Below are 17,846 nucleotides of genomic sequence, written 5' to 3'. Positions count from 1 at the left end.
CTTCTTCTTTCGATGAGCTGAGCTTTGCATGTTCCGTTTGCGGTGCAAACACGTTACGGGGCAGCATGGATCTTCCTGAGGACCTTCACCCTCAAAGCCCATCCCGCTGGAAGATCCTGGCGCAATGGGCCTTCCTCCTCCCGCCCTCAGTGGCGCTCGCGCTTTTGTTCGACCACCTCCATCTGCCGGCGGCGTTTCTGCTCGCGCCGATGTTGTGCGGGGTGGTTGCGGGGGTTTGCGGCGCAACCGTGCAGCCGCCGCGCCTGGCCTTCAATTGTGCCCAAGCCATTCTCGGCGTTCTGATCGCGGCGTCCTTGACCACGGATCTGTTCAGTTCGCTTCTGGCGAACTGGTTTCTGTTCGGCTTCGTGGTGTTGGCCACGATCCTTGCCAGCAGCCTGGCGGGCTACCTGATCAGCCGTTGGCACATCATGCCGGGGACGTCGGGCGTTTGGGGGTCTGCGCCCGGCGCTGCCACGGCAATGGTGATCATGGCGGAAGCGTTCGGTGCTGACAGTCGCCTTGTCGCCTTCATGCAGTATCTACGGGTCGTAATCGTCACGGCCGTGGCTGCCCTCCTGGCGCGGCTCTTTGTTGATACGTCTGGCGCAGTTGAGCAGGTGGTGCCGTGGTTTCCGCCGCTGGTCTGGCCGGAGTTCGGTGCAACCCTTCTTGTTGCCGTGATAGGCGGCCTGGTCGGGAACGCCCTCAGGATGCCATCACCTTTCTTCCTAGGGCCGATGATCCTCGGCGTGGTGCTGGAGTTTGCGGGATGGGTCGCCTTCCAGCTCCCGCCGTGGCTCCTTGCCGGCTCCTACATGGTGGTGGGCTGGGCGATCGGCTTGCGGTTTACCCGTCCCATCCTGCGCCATGTGGTGCGCGTCCTACCCCAGATCACGACCTCCATCCTGCTGCTTGTCGTGTTCTGCGGTGGGCTTGCTTCGCTGTTGATCGCGTTTGCTGATGTTGATCCGCTGACCGCCTATCTGGCGACCAGCCCGGGCGGCATGGACTCCATCGCCATCATCGCGGCGTCCGCTCAGAACGTGAACCTGTCCTTTGTGATGGGCGTGCAGATGCTTCGCTTCCTGATCGTCCTGGTCTTCGGGCCCGCCATTGCCCGCGGCGTGGCACGGCTCGTTAACCGAGGTGGCCAGAGTTGAGCCTCCTGCGTATAAATCCTGCGCGGAAAGCTTGAGTCTTGTTTCTTTCATGCGCCTGCGCTATGCAGCGCTTAATGTCGATTTTTGCCGCGCCCTCCATTGTTTTTGCTGCCGCTTCTTCGGCTGCGACCGCGCGCGCGCTTTCCAAGCTTCTCCTTCTTAGCGGCGACCGCCGGGCTCGCTAAGGAGCACCCGGCGGTCGTTGTGCCGCCAGGCGACCTGCTCCTTTGCCCGCTTTCACCACAATCATCGAGAAGACGCGCTGAAGCCAGCGCAGGAGATATCGCCATGAATGCCAATCCTCCCTTCAATACGGACACGGCAACGCCTGCCCGTCGCGGCATGCCTGATGCGTCACGCAAGTATCAGCCTTATCCGCAAATCGACATCGCGGACCGCACCTGGCCATCCAAGCGCATTGAGCAGGCGCCGATCTGGTGCTCCGTTGATCTGCGCGACGGCAACCAGGCTCTGGTTGATCCAATGGGGCATGACCGCAAGGCGCGCATGTTCAAGCTGTTGCTCGACATGGGCTTCAAGGAAATCGAGATCGGTTTCCCTTCGGCTTCGCAAACGGATTTCGATTTCTGCCGCTGGGCGATCGAAGAAGGTGGGGTACCCGCCGACGTGTCCTTGCAGGTTCTGGTGCAGTGCCGGCCGGAACTGATCACGCGGACGTTCGAGGCGCTGCAGGGCGCGCATAAGCCCATCGTGCACTTTTATAACTCCACGAGCGAGCTGCAGCGCCGCGTGGTGTTCGGCAAGGATGTGGCAGGGATCAAGCAGATAGCCACCGATGCCGCTAGGATGATCGTCGACATGGCGGCGAAGGCAGGCTCCAAGGACGATTTCCGCTTCCAGTATTCGCCGGAAAGCTTCACCGGCACCGAGCTGGACGTGGCACTGGAGATCTGCAACGCGGTCACCGAGATTATCGATCCGACGCCCGAAAACAAACTGATCCTGAACCTGCCAGCGACCGTTGAGATGTCGACGCCTAACATCCACGCCGACATGATCGAGTGGATGAGCCGCAATCTCGACCGCCGCGACTCGATCATTCTGTCCCTGCATCCGCACAATGACCGCGGCACCGGCATTGCCGCGACCGAACTTGGTTTGATGGCAGGCGCTGATCGCGTCGAGGGCACCTTGTTCGGCAATGGCGAGCGCACCGGCAATGTCGACATCGTGACGCTGGCGCTCAACATGTACACGCAGGGCGTCGATCCGGAACTGGACTGTTCCGACATCAACCGGATGAAGGCGGTCTACGAATATTCCAACGAGATGAAGATCGGGGAGCGCCACCCTTACGTGGGCGAGCTGGTTTACACCGCCTTCTCGGGGTCGCACCAGGACGCCATTAACAAGGGCATGAAGGCGATCAAGACCGCCAACAAGCCGCAATGGGAAGTGCCTTACCTGCCGATCGATCCGGCCGATGTGGGCCGCACCTATGAGGCGATCATCCGCATCAACTCGCAGTCGGGAAAGGGCGGCATCGCATATGTTCTCCAAGCCGACTACGGCCTCAACCTGCCCCGCGCGCTGCAGGTGGAGTTCAGCCAGGTGATCCAGCAGATCACCGACACCGAAGGCAAGGAACTGCCGGTCAAGCGCATCCACGATGAGTTCATGCGTGAATATGTCGAGCAGCCCGCTGGCCGCATCAAGTTCGTGGATCACACGACGCAGACCGACCCGGCAAACCGCCAGCGCCGGATCCTTGAAGCGCAGATCAGCGATGGCGGACACGAGGTGACGATCACCGGCACGGGTACCGGCCCGATCGACGGCTTCGTGGATGCGCTGTCGCGCCATCTCGGCATCGACATGAGCGTGCTCGATTATTCCGAGCATTCGCTTCAGCGCGGCTCCAATGCAGCGGCGATTTCCTATGTCGAGATGGAGCATCCCGGCGGCAAGCTTTTTGGTGCCGGCATCAACACCAACATCGTGGCGGCTTCCTTGGAAGCGATCTGCTCGGCGGCGAACCGGATCCTCGCAAAGCGCTGATCAAACTGGGAGGGCTGACACCAGCCCTTCCATTTGCCCGCAAAGGTCGGCTAAGGCGAGGCGACACGGGGGATCTTCATTGACCAAGCCGACACCTGCGACTCCTGCACCGCGCCCGTATGCTTTCGTGAAAGGCGCGGGCGCCAACACCATCGTCCTTTTGCATGGCTTTGGCGGTTTTCACGGAGCCTGGACCGAGATCCAGCCGGGTCTCGTCAGCGGCGCAACTGTGCTTGCTTATGACCTGCCCGGGCACAATCGCTCTCTCCGCGTACCTACAAACGGTTCAGCCGGGGTGGCGGTGAAAGCGATCCTGGCGGATCTCCAGTTGAGGGGCATCACCAAGGCTCATTTCATCGGCCATTCCATGGGAGGAGCCATCGCCACGCTGATCGGTCTGCGGGCGCCCGAGATGGCGCAAAGCTTGACGCTCCTGTCGCCCGGAGGTTTCGGACCTGAGATCAACGCGGATCTCCTGCGCCGCTACGGGGCCGCCACCAACGCCGACGAGTTGCGATGCTGCCTTAACGAGATGTCCGCGCCGGGCTTCGAAATGCCCACAAAATATGTGGTCGGCTTGTCGGCGACTCGTCGCCTCCCCGGACAACACGACAAGCTGGTCGAGATCGCTTCCACCATCACCAAAGATGGAAGGCAGGGCGAAATCCCGCGCGAGATGCTGGCGACGCTTTCCATGCCCGTGACGGTCGTCTGGGGGACAAAAGACACCGTGCTGCCGTTCCATCAAACGGATGGACTGCCTTCCTCGTTCAAGCTCGAAGTGCTGCCGGGCAAAGGGCACATGCTGATGGAAGAAGCCCGCGAGCCAGTGCTGCGGATCCTGCGTCGGAAGCTCTAAACCCGCCACGCGGTGGGTTTCGGCCGCTCCCGCGAAAGAACCCGCGACAAACGCACCCGACTGCCATATCTTGCCTCCTGTTTACGTATGCTTAACCATCTATGGTGAGCTGGAGTCATGAGTATGAGTGACGCGCATCGTGGGGCCACGGGTCCCAAGGCAGGCCGTAGCCTTCTCAGCGCCATTCGCGAGGTGCGAACAGCCGAAGCGGATCGCGCCGACGTAGTTGTCGACCTCCGCGATGCCGATCGGATGCGGCTCGATCTTTTTGTGCAGGAACTCGAGCCGGTGCTCAAGGACGTGGGCGAAGACGATCCGCGCTTCGACTTTGTGGTGTCTTCAGGATTGCAGCCTCGCTTCTGGATCGATGCCGTCAGCCATGTGGCGATGGGCCGGGATCGCAGGACCTATCGCTTCGTGCGGGACACACGCATCGGTCGGGTGGTTCTGGCGGAATCAAGCGACATGAAATCCGTTGCCGACCAGGTAACGCGCTACATCGCAGAACGCGTCGTTGAACGGCAACGTACCATCGAAGGCGACGTTGTTCCCGTTCTTCCTTCGCGCCTGGCTCAGGCCCTGAAGGCAACCCGCCGCGACATGCCGCGTGACTGGAGCATGTTGCTGGGTGGTCTCGCTCTGATGGGCGCCGGCGTGCTGGTCGGCTTGCTGGCCGGTGCAACGATTGCCTGGCTGAGCGGCGTCCCGTTTTCTGCGCTGTAGCGTCCGTCCTCAGGTCGCCAGGGTGCGAACCGGCTGGTTGCCGACCGGCCGGTCGGCTTGCGTTTCCCGGCCCACCAGCTGAAAGCTCGAATGTTCGTCGATCAGCCGCGTCTTCGATGACAATCCCCGCCGTGTCATCCGGATCGACCAGCCGCCCGGTTCGCCGCTGATGTCGAACAGGTTGTATTGCGAAAGCGGCTTGCCTTCGCCGACGGATTCTCCTGCGGCAGCAACGCCGACCACGGGAACCCGCTGCTTCGGACCCTGAATCCAGTGCACGGTGGAGAGATGCGTATGCCCGTGCAAAACCAGTTCTGCGCCGTGCTCCTTGATAACCTTTTGGAACCGGGCAATGCCGAACAAGCGCTTGTGCCCTGCCGTCGCGCCATGCACGGGTGGGTGGTGGATCATCACGACGCGGAACAGCCCGCGCTCCTTGGCCTCCTCCAGAAGCGTGTCCATCCGCTCGGCCTGATCATCGCGGAAATACCCGCTGGCCATGAATGGTGCACTCGCACGAGCGGAGGTCGCGCCGATAAAGGCGACGTTGCCGCGCACGCGCAGGTAAGGAAACGACTTGCGGCTGGTCGGCCCTTTTTCGCCATCGCCAGCCATGTATTTGCCCCACGCTTTGCAGATCTTGTCGAAGGCGCCGGGCACATAAGCGTCGTGATTGCCGGGCACCAGCGAAACAGCCTCCGAGCCGCCGAATTCCTGAAGCCAGAGGCGGGCCACTTGAATCTCGGCATCAAGTGCGAGATTCACAAGGTCGCCGGTCAAGGCGATGTGATCCGGGTGGATCGCCTTGATATCGTTCGTCAGCGCGTCCAAGACCTTGTCGTCGAGAACGTTCTTGCGATTGCGCTGCCAATTCACGTAGCCCGTGATGCGCTTGGAGGCGAGTTGACGGACTGTGACCTCCGGAAGAGGGCCCAGATGGATGTCGGAAAGATGCGCAAGACGAAACATGGAGCCTTCTTAGTGCCGGTTGCCAGACCACGAAAGAACTTTGCGTTGCCGAATGACCGGCTTTTTGCCGCCGGATCTTTCCGTTGAACGCACAACATGCCCGAAAGGGTTCGCGCGAAATGCTGCGTCGCTTGCGCATGCGCGTGTTCCACCTCTGGTTCGTGCTGACCCGGCCCATGACGCTGGGTGTTCGGGCGCTGATCTACGATCCGCAAGGCAAGGCCGTTTTCCTGATCCGCCACACCTATGTGCCCGGGTGGCAGTTGCCGGGTGGCGGCGTCGAAGCAGCCGAGACCGCCCTGGAAGCGCTCCGCCGCGAGATCATGGAAGAGTGCAACATCGAGATCATCGGCCGCCCGCTGTTAAAGTCCATGCACTTCAACCGCCAAGCGAGCCGCCGCGACCACGTGGCACTCTACCTTGTCACAACCTTCAAGCTGCTCGGACCTCGGCCGGCGGATCACGAGATCGCCGAAGCACGCTTCTTTGCGCTTGATGCCTTGCCTCCCGAGGTCACGCCTGCAACCCGCAGGCGGATCGCCGAAATACTCGGTGGCGTCGAACCCAGCGAGGATTGGTGAGGTTCAGCCGAACCGCGCCCTGTCATGCGGGGCGGAGTAATCCAGCGCAGGCCCGACAGGAACGATCCGCGTCGGGTTGATGGTCGGATGGCTGCCGTAATAATGATGCTTGATGTGGAACAGGTCCACCGTTTCGGCCACGCCCGGCACCTGATAAAGATCACGCAAGTAGTTCGAAAGGTTCGGATAATCGGCGATGCGCTGCCGGTTGCACTTGAAGTGGCCGACATAAACCGGATCAAAACGGACGAGCGTGGTGAACAAGCGCCAGTCTGCTTCGGTCAAGCGGCTGCCCACCAGATAGCGGTGCTGACCGAGGCGTGCTTCGAGCTGATCCAGCGTCGCAAACAGGTCCTTGAAGGCTTCTTCATAGGCGTCCTGCTTCGTGGCGAAACCGGCGCGATAAACACCATTGTTGACGTTGGGGTAAACGAGCTCATTCACCGCATCAATGTCGCCGCGAAGATCCTGCCGATAGAAGTCGAGCGAGGCATCGCCCCATTCGTCAAAGGCGCTGTTCAGCATGCGGATGATCTCGGACGACTCGTTGGAAACGATGGTTTCCTGCTGCTTGTCCCAGAGCACCGGCACGGTGACGCGCCCCGTGTAGTTTGGAGCCGCGCGCGTATAGATCTGATGCAGGTAGTCGGCGCCATAGAGGCTGTCACCGGTTGCACCGTCCTCGGCCTTGAAGGTCCAGCCGTTGTCGCCCATCCACCAGTGAACCACGTCGACCGAGATCAGGTCATCGAGCTTCTTCAGCTTGCGCAGGATCAGCGTCCGATGCGCCCAGGGGCAGGCGAGCGAAACATAGAGATGGTAGCGTCCGGGTTCGGCCTTGAACCCGCGCTCGCGTCCCGCCGCAGGCGCACCATCGGCCGTGACCCAGTCGCGGAAGCGCGCTTCGTCGCGTTCGAATTTCCCGCCGCTTTTCTTGGTGTCATACCAGGCGTCGCTCCACTCACCGTCGATCAGCAAACCCATTGCGCGCTCCTCTTGTTTCCCCGTCATCTAGGACATGGGCACGCTGACAGAAGGGCCATCCATTGAACAGATCGGTTGCAGCCCGGGCATAGACGCCGCGGCGAATCGGTGGTAGCGGGAGGTCGGAGGGACCTTCATGATCCGCAGCATCCGACGACGAATGGGCTTCGGCGCTTAAATCAAGCGCAGATGGAAGTCGCGCCCTTGCGCGGCAAACAGCCTACCTCATCTCGGATGAACTCCCATGGTCCCTGGCTCTACCATTGCCTACTTGCCGGAAACGGCCGAACACGATCCTGAAATCGAGCTGATCAACGAGGAAGCGTTCGGTCCGGGCCGCTTTGCACGTGCGGCCTCCAAGATCCGTGAAGGCGGCCCGCATGATCGCGCCCTTTCCTTTGTTGCGGCATCGGCCGGAACTGTCATCGGATCGGTACGGCTGACCCCGATTGCCGCGGGACGGGGCAGGGGGCACATGTTGGGACCGCTTGCGGTGCGCCCCGCCTTCAAGAATGCCGGGATCGGGCGCACCCTTGTTGCACTCGGGCTCGATGCTGCTCGGAAGGCCGGATCACCGCTGGTGATGCTGGTCGGCGACGCCCCGTATTATGGACCGCTGGGCTTTGCGCGCATGCCTCGCAACCAGGTGCAAATGCCTCGACCGGTTGATCCGGACCGCCTTCTCGTTTGTGAGTTCACGCCAGGGGCAGCCGCGCAGCTGACCGGCGATCTGGATCATGTCGATCAAATCGTACGGAGCCCGAAGCCTTTTCAAGCGTTCACCGACGAGGCGGAAACCGGCGTGGAGCGGCTGCGCGCCGCGGGCTGATGTGGCGTCAGTGGCCGGGGAACGAGATCAGGGTGTTGACCTCGACACCCAAAGCTTCAAGCTTGCTGCGCCCGCCAAGGTCCGGAAGATCGATCACAAAGCAGGCCGCAATGATGTTTGCGCCCATCTGCTGTAAAAGCTTCACGGCGCCTTCCGCCGTGCCGCCGGTTGCAATCAGATCGTCCACCAGAATGACGCGCTCGCCTGCGCGGATGGCATCGCGATGCATCTCCATCTCATCCACACCATATTCAAGGCTGTAAGCAACCCGCACGATGTCATGCGGCAGCTTGCCCTTCTTGCGGATCGGTACAAATCCGGATGAAAGCTGATGAGCCATGGCGCCGCCCAGGATGAAGCCTCGCGCTTCCACGCCGGCCACCTTATCGATCTTCAGTCCCGCATAGGGGTGCACCAGCTCGTCCACCGCGCGACGAAAGGCACGCGCGTTGCCGAGCAGGGTGGTGATGTCGCGAAACAGGATTCCGGGCTTGGGGTAGTCCGGAATGGTGCGGATCGCCGACAGGAGGAAATCTTCAAGAGAGGGTTTCATGCAGGCACCTCGCAGCGAGCCGCAAAAAGCAAAGGCGCCGCTTGGGCGCCTTCGCTCGTGTTCTGGTTTCAGGCTTCAGTGAGGAACATCCGACCAAACCTTGCGCTTGGTCATCCACAGCAAGCCGATGAAGAGCAAAAGGAACAGCACCACCCGGAAGCCGATCATCTTGCGCTCGTCCAGGTGCGGCTCAGCCGCCCACATCAGGAAGGCGGACACATCGCGTGAATACTGGTCCACCGTTTGCGGCGCACCATCGTCATACGTGACCTGTCCGTCGGTGATGGGCTTCGGCATCGCCAGCGACTTGCCCGCGATGAAGTAGGGGTTGTAATGGGTCCCCTCCGGGATCTCCATGCCTTCCGGCGGCGTCTCGTCATAGCCGGTCAGCAGGGCATGGACGTAGTCGGGTCCGCCTTCCTGGTACTGCGTGAACACGTCGAACACGAAGGTCGGGAAGCCACGTTCCACCGTTCGCGCCTTGCCCATCAGGGAAAGATCAGGGGGTGCCGCGCCGTTGTTGGACGCTGCGGCAGCCTCGTCGTTCGGGTAGGGCGAAGGGAAGTGGTCCGAAGGAATGGCCGCGCGGGTGAACATCTCACCGTCGGCGTTTGGACCGTCCTGCACCTCATATTCCGCTGCCAAGGTGCGGATCTGGGCTTCGGAATAGCCGAGATCTTCCAGGTTGCGGAAGGACACCAGCCGCATGGAATGGCAGGCCGCGCAGACTTCGCGGTAAACCTTCAAACCACGCTGCAGCTGCGCCTTGTCGTAGCGACCAAACGGTCCGGCGAAGCTCCAATCAAGCTCTTCCGGCTTCAGGATCGGGAAATGCGTCGGGTTGGCTTCATCGTGGCCGCCGTGCGCTTCTTCCTGAGCAAAGGCCCCTGTTCCAAGGGCGGCGCCGAGGCACAGGGCGGCCAATCCCACGAGGATCTTCTTCATCATCTGGTCCTTTCGAGCCCTGCCGCTCACGCTTTCGTTTCGGGCGCGGCAGTGGCACCCGCGGGGTGAGCCGCAGCACTACCCTTGTGCTTGGCCAGCACGGCTTCCGTGATCGAGTTGGGCAAGCGACGTGGCGTTTCGATCAAGCCGAGGAGCGGCATGATCACCAGGAAGAAGCCGAAATAGTAGATCGTCGAAAGCTGCGACATGATCACGTAGGCACCTTCGGCCGGACGTGAGCCAAGCCAGCCCAGAAAAATCGCGTTGATCGCGAAGAGCCAGTAGAACAGCTTGTACCAGGGACGGTACACGGCCGAGCGCACCTTCGACGTGTCGAGCCAGGGCACGAAGAACAGCACGGCGATCGCGCCGAACATGGCGAGCACGCCGCCAAGCTTGGAGTCGATCGGGCCGATGTTGAAGGTGATGGCACGCAGGATGGCGTAGAAGGGCAGGAAGTACCATTCCGGCACGATATGAGCAGGCGTCTTCAGCGGATTGGCGACGATGTAGTTGTCGGGGTGGCCGAGGAAGTTCGGCAGGTAGAAGACGAAATAAGCGAACAACAGCATGAACACCATCATGCCAAGCGCGTCCTTCAGGGTCGCGTAAGGCGTGAACGGCACCGTGTCCGTTTTCGACTTCACCTCAATGCCGGTGGGGTTGGTCTGGCCCGTCACGTGCAAGGCCCAGACGTGAAGCACCACCACGCCTGCGATCATGAAGGGCAGCAGGTAGTGCAGCGCAAAGAAGCGGTTCAGCGTCGGGTTATCGACAGAGAAGCCACCGAGCAGCAATTGCTGGATCGACTGACCCACCACAGGAACGGCCGTGAAGAAGCCGGTGATCACCGTTGCGCCCCAGAAGCTCATCTGGCCCCAGGGTAGAACATAGCCCATGAAGCCGGCGGCCATCATCAGGAGGTAGATGATGCAGCCGAGGATCCAAAGCAGCTCGCGCGGTGCCTTGTATGAGCCGTAATAAAGGCTCCGGAAAATGTGGATGTAAACGGCGATGAAGAACATCGACGCGCCGTTGGAGTGCAGATAGCGCAGGAGCCAACCAGAGTTGACGTCGCGCATGATCTTTTCAACGGAGTCGAACGCCAGCAGCGTGCTTGGCGTGTAGTGCATCGCCAGCACGACACCGGTCACGATCTGCGCGACCAGCATGACGCTAAGGATGCCGCCGAACGTGTAAGCATAGTTGAGGTTGCGCGGCGTCGGGTAGGAAACGAAGGAATCGTGCACAAGCCGCGGCAGCGGCATGCGAGCATCCATCCAGCGTCCGACTGCGCTTGTGGGAGTGTAGGTTGAGTGTCCACCGCTCATGGCTATTCGCTTCCTCGGCTCAACCGATACGGACCGTCGTGTCCGAGATGAACTCGAACGTTGGAATGGGCAGGTTCAGCGGCGCCGGTCCGACGCGGATACGGCCAGCCGTATCATAGTGCGAGCCGTGGCATGGGCAGAACCAGCCGCCGAAATCACCGGACTGGCCGAGCGGCACGCAGCCAAGATGGGTGCAGGTGCCCACCATGACGATCCAGTTTTCGCGGCCTTCGCCGGCCGAACGATTGTCGTTTGTCGCCGGTGCGTCGCCGGGCACGTTGGCATTGCGGGCGATTGGGTCCTTCAACGCGGTGAGCGGGACCTCGCGTGCTTGTTCCACCTCGGCATCCGTGCGGTTGCGGATGAAGATCGGGCTGCCGCGCCACTTAGCGGTAATGGACATGCCGGGTTCAACACTGGACACGTCCACGTCCACCGTCGCCAAGGCGAGCGTGGAAGCGTCGGGGCGCATCTGGTCGATGAAAGGCCAAGCCACGCTTGCGGCGGCAACAACGCCTGCCATGCCGGTGGCGATGTAAAGGAAATCGCGCCGCGTGGGTTCGGCGGTTTCTTCTGCGCTCACGGAACGTCCTCCTGACCGTCGAGCCGATGGCTCCGTTGTCTCTAAACCCTGGCGGCAAAAAGCCGCCAGAGCACCACCCTGTCATGCACGCGCGCCGTGAAGCCGCCACGGAATCCATGGTAGTTTGCGGCATTTTCTAGGCGTGTCGGAATGACATGTCCATACGGTCGAGAAATGGTGGGCAGTTTGTCGCAAGCCTCTTTTCCCCAGCCTAGAAGATCACCGAAGCATCGCTTTTCGCAAGCCGGTGCAACAGCTGGATCGGCGCTTTCGACTATCCCGCGCCGAGCCGCGCGAGAACTGCGTTTGGGATCCGGAGGTCGCGGATCACCGCGTCGTGGCGGCGCATGCCGCACAGTTCCCGTTGAATGAACAGCGCGTAAACCGCATCCGAGGCAGCCTTCAGCAGGGCGGGGTAGCGAAGCTCCTTGCTGGACGCGGAAGCGAGTTCGGCCAAGGCCTTGGCTGCTTTTTCGCCTGCATGTCCAAGGGCAGACGCTTTCTCCGAAGCGACTTCAGCATTGAGGGCGTCAAACAGCACGTCGCCGGCTGAAGCACTGCCCGTGAAAGAAGGAAGCCTGAGCGACATCGCCGAAAACCCTTCTACTCGGCAGCCAAGGCTTCGCCACCGAGGAAGCCGCCTGACTGGCGCTTCCAAAGCTGCGCGTAAAGGCCGTTGCCGGCAACAAGCGCATCGTGACTGCCTTCCTCCACGATGCGACCCTCGTCGAGCACGACGATGCGGTCGAGCGCTGCAATGGTGGACAGCCGGTGCGCGATGGCGATGACGGTCTTTTCGCGCATCAACTCGCTCAAGCTGTCCTGTATGGCGGCCTCGATCTCGGAGTCGAGCGCAGACGTGGCTTCATCGAGGATGAGGATTGGCGCGTTTTTCAGCATCATGCGGGCGATGGCGATGCGCTGGCGCTGACCGCCCGACAGCTTCACGCCGCGTTCGCCCACATGCGCATCGTAGCCCGTGCGTCCTCTCGGATCGCGAACGCCCTGGATGAAGTCATGCGCCTTCGCCTGCTTCGCGGCGGCGATGATTTCCGCTTCCGTTGCTTCAGGACGACCATATGCGATGTTGTCACGGATCGAGCGGTGCATCAGCATGGGATCCTGGCTGACGACGCCGAACTGCTGGCGCAGGGAAGATTGGGTCACGGTGCGGATGTCCTGCCCATCCACAAGGATGCGCCCCGATTCCACCTCGAACAAGCGCAGGGCGAGGTTCACCAGGGTGGTCTTGCCGGCACCCGACGGACCGACCAGCGCTACTCGTTCGCCTGGCCGAACATGGAGGTTCAACTTGTCGATCACGCCATCGGTCTTGCCGTAATGGAAGGACACGTTTTCGAAACGCAGGTCACCGGTTGCGCGAGGCATTGCCATGGCGTTCGGTGCATCCTGGATGCCCGGGCGCACAGACACCGTGCCCGTGGCGTCCTGAACGGTGGCAAAGTTGCGGATCAAACCATTGATGTTGAACATCATGTAGCCCGACATCTGGTTCAACCGGAATACGAGCCCAATGGCTGCAGCGATCTGACCTGTGGAGGCTTCGCCTTTCGACCAGCTCCAGATTGCCAGCAGCGATACGGCCGCCATCATGAAGCCGTTGAGGATGGCGACGGCCGCGCGTACCCGGGTGATGCCGCGGGTCATCTGCTTTACGGCCGAAAGGTATTGCGCCATGCCTTCGCGGACGAAGCCATGTTCGCGCCGTCCGCTGTCGAAGAGCTTCACGGCCATAATATTGGTGAAGGCATCCACCAGCCGGCCATTCACCAGCGAGCGTTCATCGGCCGTGCGTCGTCCCGCTGCGCGGAGCGGCGGCAAGAGATACCAGGCGGCGGCGAGATAGCTCGCCAGCCACAGCACCAGAACCACGCCCATCAGCGGATCGAGCGTGGACAGGATGGTTGCGGCAAGGATCAGGAAGGTAATGAAGCTCCACATGGTTTGGAGCGAACTGACGATGAAGTCGCCCGTGGCTTCGCCGCCCTGGAGGATCTTGGTTGCGATGCGGCCAGCAAAATCGTTCTGGTAGAACTCGTAGGGCTGATCGATCACGCGGCGAAACGCCTGCCAACGCACGAGCTGGTAGAAGTTCGGTACCACAACCTGCTGTTCCACAACGGCGTTGCCGATCATGATGACCGCACGCACGAACAGAACCAGCACAAGGAACGCCGCAAGATGCGGCCAGTAGTCGGCCAAGAGGGTGGCAGGCGTCGCGACGTCCAGAATGTCGATCAGCTGCCCGACCGACCAGTAAAGCGCTGCATCCACCGCACCCGAAAGGCCGCCCGCGAGGAGGAGCAGGATGAAAGGCCATTTCGCTTGGCGCGCGAAAAACCAGATGAAGCGCCAGGCATCCCGTGGCAGCACGTCACGGTCGGTGTCGGCAAAAGGCTCGATCACGTTTTCCGCGCCTTGCCAGGCACGTTCGCGGAAGGAGGCTCGCGGTGTTTCGGGAGAGGTCAACACGTCTCTCATGTAGGGTGTGATCTTCCTCATGAAAGCCGCGGGCTATTCCGCTGCCAATTCTGTCGACCTCACCGCCTCGCTTTCAGAAGGTTCGGGCTCATCATGCAAAAGGAAGCCGCCGGACTGGCGCTGCCAGAGTTGCGCGTAAAGCCCGCCCTTTGCCACCAGGGCATCATGCGTGCCTTCCTCGATCACGCGGCCGCGATCCATTACGATCAGCCTGTCCATGGCCGCGATGGTGGACAGGCGGTGGGCGATCGCGATCACCGTCTTGCCCTCCATCAGGCGGTACAGGTTCTCCTGGATCGCTGCTTCCACCTCGGAGTCGAGTGCGGAGGTCGCCTCGTCGAGGATGAGGATCGGCGCGTCCTTCAGCATCACCCGGGCAATCGCGATGCGCTGACGTTGACCGCCGGAAAGTTTCACCCCGCGATCGCCGACATGGGCGTCATAGCCCGTGCGACCGACGTGGTCGCGGAGGCCGGCAATGAAGCGATCGGCTTCGGCACGGCGCGCCGCTTCCTCGACCATCGACTGGTCGGCATCAGGGCGGCCGTAAAGGATGTTGTCGGCCACCGAGCGATGCAGCAGGGACGTATCCTGCGTCACCATGCCAATCGCCGCGCGCAGTGTATCCTGCTGGACATCTGCAATGTCCTGACCGTCGATCAGGATGCGACCGCTTTCGACATCGTAGAAGCGTAGAAGCAGGTTCACCATGGTGGACTTGCCCGCCCCGGAGCGGCCAACCAGACCGACCTTTTCGCCCGGCTTGATGTCGAGCGACAGGTCGCTGATGATCCCTTTGCCTTTGCCGTAGTGGAATCCGACGCGGTCAAACGTGATGGCGCCTTTCGAGACGACGATCGGCTTGGCCCCGCGCTTGTCTTCAACCAGGCGCGGCATGGAAATGGAGCCGATGCCGTCCTTTACAGTGCCAATGTTTTCGAACAGAGCGGAAACTTCCCACATGATCCACTGGGACATGCCCCAAAGCCGAAGCACCAGGCCGAGTGCCACGGCCACTGCGCCAATCGAGATGAGGTTTCCAAGCCAAAGCCAGATCGACAAGCCCGTAATCGTCGCAAGAAGGGCGGAATTCAGCAGGTAAAGCGAACCATACAGTCCGGTCACCAGCCGCATCGAGCGGTAGACCGTCTGAAGGAAGGTCGACATGCCCTCGCGGGCATAGGTCGACTCGTGACGGGCATGGCTGAAGAGCTTCACGGTCTGGATGTTGGTATAGCTGTCGACCACGCGGCCCGTCATCACCGAACGCGCATCCGCCTGTTCGGCGGAAACCTTGCCGAGGCGCGGCACGAACACAAACAACAGCCCGATGTAGGCGAGCACCCAAACCGCAAGCGGAATGGCAAGGCGGATGTCAGCCGACCCGACGATAAACAGGACGCCCAGGAAATAAACGATCACGTAGTTCAGGACGTCGATCAGCTTGATCACGCATTCGCGCACTGCCAGCGCCGTTTGCATCAGCTTGGTGGCGATGCGGCCGGCAAACTCGTCCTGGTAGAAGCTTATCGACTGCTTCAGCAGGTAGCGGTGCACTTGCCAGCGAATGCGCATGGGATAGTTGCCCATCAGCGTTTGCTGACTCACCAGGGAATGGAGCGTCACCATGGCCGGCAGGCAGAACAAGACGATGAAGCCGATGCCGGCGAGCTTCCAGCCTTCCGTTTGCAGGAAGGTTTCGCGGTTCTGTGCGGAAAGCCAATCGACGATGTTGCCCATGAAGGCGAACATCCAGACCTCCGCCAAAGCAATGGCAGCCATCAGGACTGTGGCAAGCGCGATATAGGGCCAGGATCCCTTGGTGTAGTGCAGGCAGAACGCAACCAGCGTTTTCGGCGGTTCCACAGGCTCTTCGGCCGGAAACGGGTTGAGGCGGGCTTCGAACCAGCGGAACATCAACAATCTCTTTTTTGAAGCGCGAGGGCGTTGCCGCTCAAGCAGCGAGGCGCGGCTCTGATGACACGGTGTGCTCGGTACTCGTTGCGTGCAGATAGGCGCCGGAGTGGGTTTCGCCACTGCTTGCCACACCCGCTCCTGACACAGTCGGAGCAAGGATCACGCTGCGAAGGCCGAGCAGTGCCGCAAGGCCCTGCAGAAACGAGCGGCGCGGCAGGTAGGTGACCCTCGACACATCGACGTCGGGAAGATCGGCTCGCGTCGCGGCGGCGCCGCGGGAGGGAGAACTTATCTGGCCGCGTGCCAGACGACGCGCGTTTTCACGGGACTCAAGCTGGCGGAATCGACGATCGGGCTCGAAAGGAAACAGGGAGAACATCGCAGTAGAACCTTCGGAATCGTTTCGATCCGACGGCGCTCGGGACGTGTTCTCGTTTAATGCAGGAGGAACAAGTGTCGCGAGGCCGTCGTCAGGCTGGTGTGCCGTTCGAGGACGAGCGGGGGCGGTGAATATCTACGGTCATCATGAACTCCATCACTGCCTCCTTCCGGTTCGCATTGAAGTCGGGACCCCTATACACGCTGCAAGGCGCGACTACCAGTCGCAGGGAGAAGTTTTTTGTGACAGGGCAGAAGCGGGGTTCACCTCCAAGCGGAGCACCAGCATGAACAACCTGCGCGTGGCGCTCTACCAGCCGGAGATTCCCGGCAACACAGGGGCTGTGTTGCGTCTGGGCGCCTGTCTTGGCCTGGCAATTGACGTGATCGAGCCGACCAGCTTCGACATTTCCGACAAGAACCTGAAGCGTGCGGGCATGGACTATCTCGAGATGGCTGCACTGCGCCGCCACGTTGATTTCAGCCGGTTCGATGCCTGGAGACGCGAAGAAGGCCGCCGGCTGGTGCTGCTGTCCACGAAGGCCGCGATCTCCTATCTCGACTTTGCCTTTCGCCCGAACGACGTGTTGATGTTGGGTCGCGAATCCGCCGGTGTGCCGGATGAGGTCCACAACCTTGTCGATGCGCGCATTCTGATCCCCATGGAGCCCAACGCACGCAGCCTCAATCTTTCCGTTTCCGCAGCGATCGTCGCCAGCGAGGCCAAGCGCCAACTTATGCTCCAGGCTCAGGAGTTTACGACGCATGGCTGAGGCGCTGATTCAGGCTCTGGACGACCGTTCGATGGCGGCGGTGCTCCAGCTCAACAACGCGCATGCCGCCGAACTGTCATGGCTCGAGGCTGTTGATCTCCGGCAGATGAGGGAGCGCGCCTTCTACGCGCAACAGATCGGCGAGGGGGAGGCCTTTCTGCTCGCCTTCGACCAGGACGCCGACTACGCGAGCCCCAATTTTCTGTGGTTTCAGTCCCGCTACCAGCGCTTCGTTTACATCGACCGCATCGCAGTTGCGCCTTTGGCCCGCGGTCGGGGCTTGCGCGCACCCTATACGAGGATCTGTTTGCCCGTGCAGCCAGCTACGGACACACCCTGGTCTGCTGCGAGGTCAATGCCGAGCCTCCCAACCCGGCTTCCGACGCGTTTCACGCGGCCCTCGGCTTCCGGGAGGTTGGATCGGCCCGTATCCACGACGGAGCGAAGACCGTGCGCTATTTCGTCCGGGATGTTTAATCGGCCGTCGGCAGCCGGCGGATCGTGAACTCGATCTCGTCGCCCGGTCGCTCGAACCAGCTTTCGATCTCGGTCCAGTAAGCCTGCCGCGGCCAGCGGTCGAACCATTCGCGCGCTTTGGCGCGCGCATCGGGGCGCGGCAAGCGAAATGTTTCCCGCAAAAAGCCGTCGCTGCGAAACTTTCCGGCGCGTCCTTCAGCAAGACGCGTTTTCAATCCATCAAGCGGCGGGCGGACCGGCGGGCGCATGCGGAACTCCGT

At 61.5% G+C, this 17,846-nt stretch carries 18 protein-coding genes and 1 pseudogene; 8 read left to right on the top strand and 11 right to left on the bottom strand.

Translation table 11 applies throughout. From position 1 onward, the window contains the following. The first annotated feature begins 65 nt into the window (after positions 1-65). From J5Y06_RS12070 to J5Y06_RS12055, 4 genes are all read left to right on the top strand, one after another. On the top strand, positions 66-1,163 hold the full coding sequence (locus J5Y06_RS12070; protein ID WP_209335399.1) for an AbrB family transcriptional regulator: 1,098 nt from the start codon (positions 66-68) through the stop codon (positions 1,161-1,163). 342 nt (positions 1,164-1,505) lie between these two features. Next, positions 1,506-3,182 (top strand): 2-isopropylmalate synthase, encoded by a 1,677-nt coding sequence (gene leuA / locus J5Y06_RS12065; protein ID WP_209335565.1) that lies wholly within the window; start codon positions 1,506-1,508, stop codon positions 3,180-3,182. Between the two features lie 79 nt (positions 3,183-3,261). Beyond that, positions 3,262-4,041 carry an alpha/beta fold hydrolase gene (locus tag J5Y06_RS12060; protein ID WP_245247792.1) on the top strand — a complete coding sequence of 260 codons (780 nt, stop codon included), beginning with the start codon at positions 3,262-3,264 and terminating at the stop codon, positions 4,039-4,041. Between the two features lie 123 nt (positions 4,042-4,164). Then, positions 4,165-4,764, top strand: a complete 600-nt coding sequence (locus J5Y06_RS12055) for a hypothetical protein (protein WP_209335397.1) — start codon at positions 4,165-4,167, stop codon at positions 4,762-4,764. Positions 4,765-4,773: 9 nt separating this feature from the next. Here J5Y06_RS12055 and J5Y06_RS12050 read toward each other — a convergent pair whose 3' ends face one another. Next, complete coding sequence (locus J5Y06_RS12050; protein WP_209335396.1) at positions 4,774-5,733, bottom strand: metallophosphoesterase family protein; 960 nt, start codon at positions 5,731-5,733, stop codon at positions 4,774-4,776. 119 nt (positions 5,734-5,852) lie between these two features. On the opposite strand from J5Y06_RS12050, the gene J5Y06_RS12045 reads away from it, so the two are divergent. After that, positions 5,853-6,314 carry an NUDIX domain-containing protein gene (locus J5Y06_RS12045; RefSeq protein ID WP_209335564.1) on the top strand — a complete coding sequence of 154 codons (462 nt, stop codon included), beginning with the start codon at positions 5,853-5,855 and terminating at the stop codon, positions 6,312-6,314. Positions 6,315-6,317: 3 nt separating this feature from the next. On the opposite strand, the gene J5Y06_RS12040 is transcribed toward J5Y06_RS12045, so the two are convergent. Beyond that, positions 6,318-7,298: a glutathione S-transferase family protein gene (locus tag J5Y06_RS12040; RefSeq protein ID WP_209335395.1), complete on the bottom strand. Its 981-nt coding sequence runs from the start codon at positions 7,296-7,298 to the stop codon at positions 6,318-6,320. Between the two features lie 244 nt (positions 7,299-7,542). On the opposite strand from J5Y06_RS12040, the gene J5Y06_RS12035 reads away from it, so the two are divergent. Then, entirely contained in the window at positions 7,543-8,127 is a 585-nt protein-coding gene (locus J5Y06_RS12035; protein ID WP_209335394.1) for a GNAT family N-acetyltransferase, read from the top strand. Positions 8,128-8,134: 7 nt separating this feature from the next. Here the strand turns inward: J5Y06_RS12035 and J5Y06_RS12030 are convergent, their stop codons facing one another. The 8 genes from J5Y06_RS12030 to J5Y06_RS11995 all read right to left on the bottom strand — a co-directional run bounded on the left by J5Y06_RS12030 (position 8,135) and on the right by J5Y06_RS11995 (position 16,337). Then, entirely contained in the window at positions 8,135-8,680 is a 546-nt protein-coding gene (locus tag J5Y06_RS12030) for an adenine phosphoribosyltransferase (RefSeq protein WP_209335393.1), read from the bottom strand. A gap of 75 nt (positions 8,681-8,755) precedes the next feature. Continuing rightward, positions 8,756-9,625, bottom strand: a complete 870-nt coding sequence (locus tag J5Y06_RS12025) for a cytochrome c1 (protein ID WP_209335563.1) — start codon at positions 9,623-9,625, stop codon at positions 8,756-8,758. Positions 9,626-9,651: 26 nt separating this feature from the next. Next, positions 9,652-10,956 (bottom strand): cytochrome b, encoded by a 1,305-nt coding sequence (locus J5Y06_RS12020; protein ID WP_209335392.1) that lies wholly within the window; start codon positions 10,954-10,956, stop codon positions 9,652-9,654. 19 nt (positions 10,957-10,975) lie between these two features. After that, positions 10,976-11,539: a ubiquinol-cytochrome c reductase iron-sulfur subunit gene (gene petA / locus J5Y06_RS12015; protein WP_209335391.1), complete on the bottom strand. Its 564-nt coding sequence runs from the start codon at positions 11,537-11,539 to the stop codon at positions 10,976-10,978. Between the two features lie 274 nt (positions 11,540-11,813). Next, on the bottom strand, positions 11,814-12,128 hold the full coding sequence (locus tag J5Y06_RS12010; protein WP_209335390.1) for a DUF6665 family protein: 315 nt from the start codon (positions 12,126-12,128) through the stop codon (positions 11,814-11,816). A 14-nt stretch (positions 12,129-12,142) separates the two neighbouring features. Then, positions 12,143-14,041, bottom strand: a complete 1,899-nt coding sequence (locus J5Y06_RS12005; RefSeq protein ID WP_209335562.1) for an ABC transporter ATP-binding protein — start codon at positions 14,039-14,041, stop codon at positions 12,143-12,145. 33 nt (positions 14,042-14,074) lie between these two features. After that, positions 14,075-15,958, bottom strand: a complete 1,884-nt coding sequence (locus J5Y06_RS12000) for an ABC transporter ATP-binding protein (RefSeq protein ID WP_209335389.1) — start codon at positions 15,956-15,958, stop codon at positions 14,075-14,077. Between the two features lie 37 nt (positions 15,959-15,995). Further along, a complete protein-coding gene (locus J5Y06_RS11995; protein WP_209335388.1) occupies positions 15,996-16,337 on the bottom strand; it encodes a hypothetical protein in 342 nt (113 codons plus the stop codon). Positions 16,338-16,623: 286 nt separating this feature from the next. On the opposite strand from J5Y06_RS11995, the gene J5Y06_RS11990 reads away from it, so the two are divergent. After that, positions 16,624-17,109, top strand: coding sequence for a tRNA (cytidine(34)-2'-O)-methyltransferase (locus J5Y06_RS11990; protein WP_209335387.1), 486 nt, complete (start codon positions 16,624-16,626; stop codon positions 17,107-17,109). Beyond that, positions 17,102-17,586: pseudogene (locus tag J5Y06_RS11985) on the top strand (GNAT family N-acetyltransferase). The gene J5Y06_RS11990 and the pseudogene J5Y06_RS11985 overlap by 8 nt, the downstream one beginning before the upstream one ends. Here the strand turns inward: J5Y06_RS11985 and J5Y06_RS11980 are convergent. Next, positions 17,583-17,834, bottom strand: coding sequence for a hypothetical protein (locus J5Y06_RS11980; protein WP_209335386.1), 252 nt, complete (start codon positions 17,832-17,834; stop codon positions 17,583-17,585). The pseudogene J5Y06_RS11985 and the gene J5Y06_RS11980 sit on opposite strands and share 4 nt — an antisense overlap. Positions 17,835-17,846: the final 12 nt, after the last annotated feature.

Origin of the sequence: Tianweitania sediminis (assembly GCF_017813335.1) — a bacterium.
In the GTDB taxonomy this organism is placed as follows: domain Bacteria; phylum Pseudomonadota; class Alphaproteobacteria; order Rhizobiales; family Rhizobiaceae; genus Tianweitania; species Tianweitania sediminis.
The sequence above is the reverse complement of the archived record's forward strand: the minus strand, read 5'-3'. Positions and strand labels throughout refer to the sequence as shown.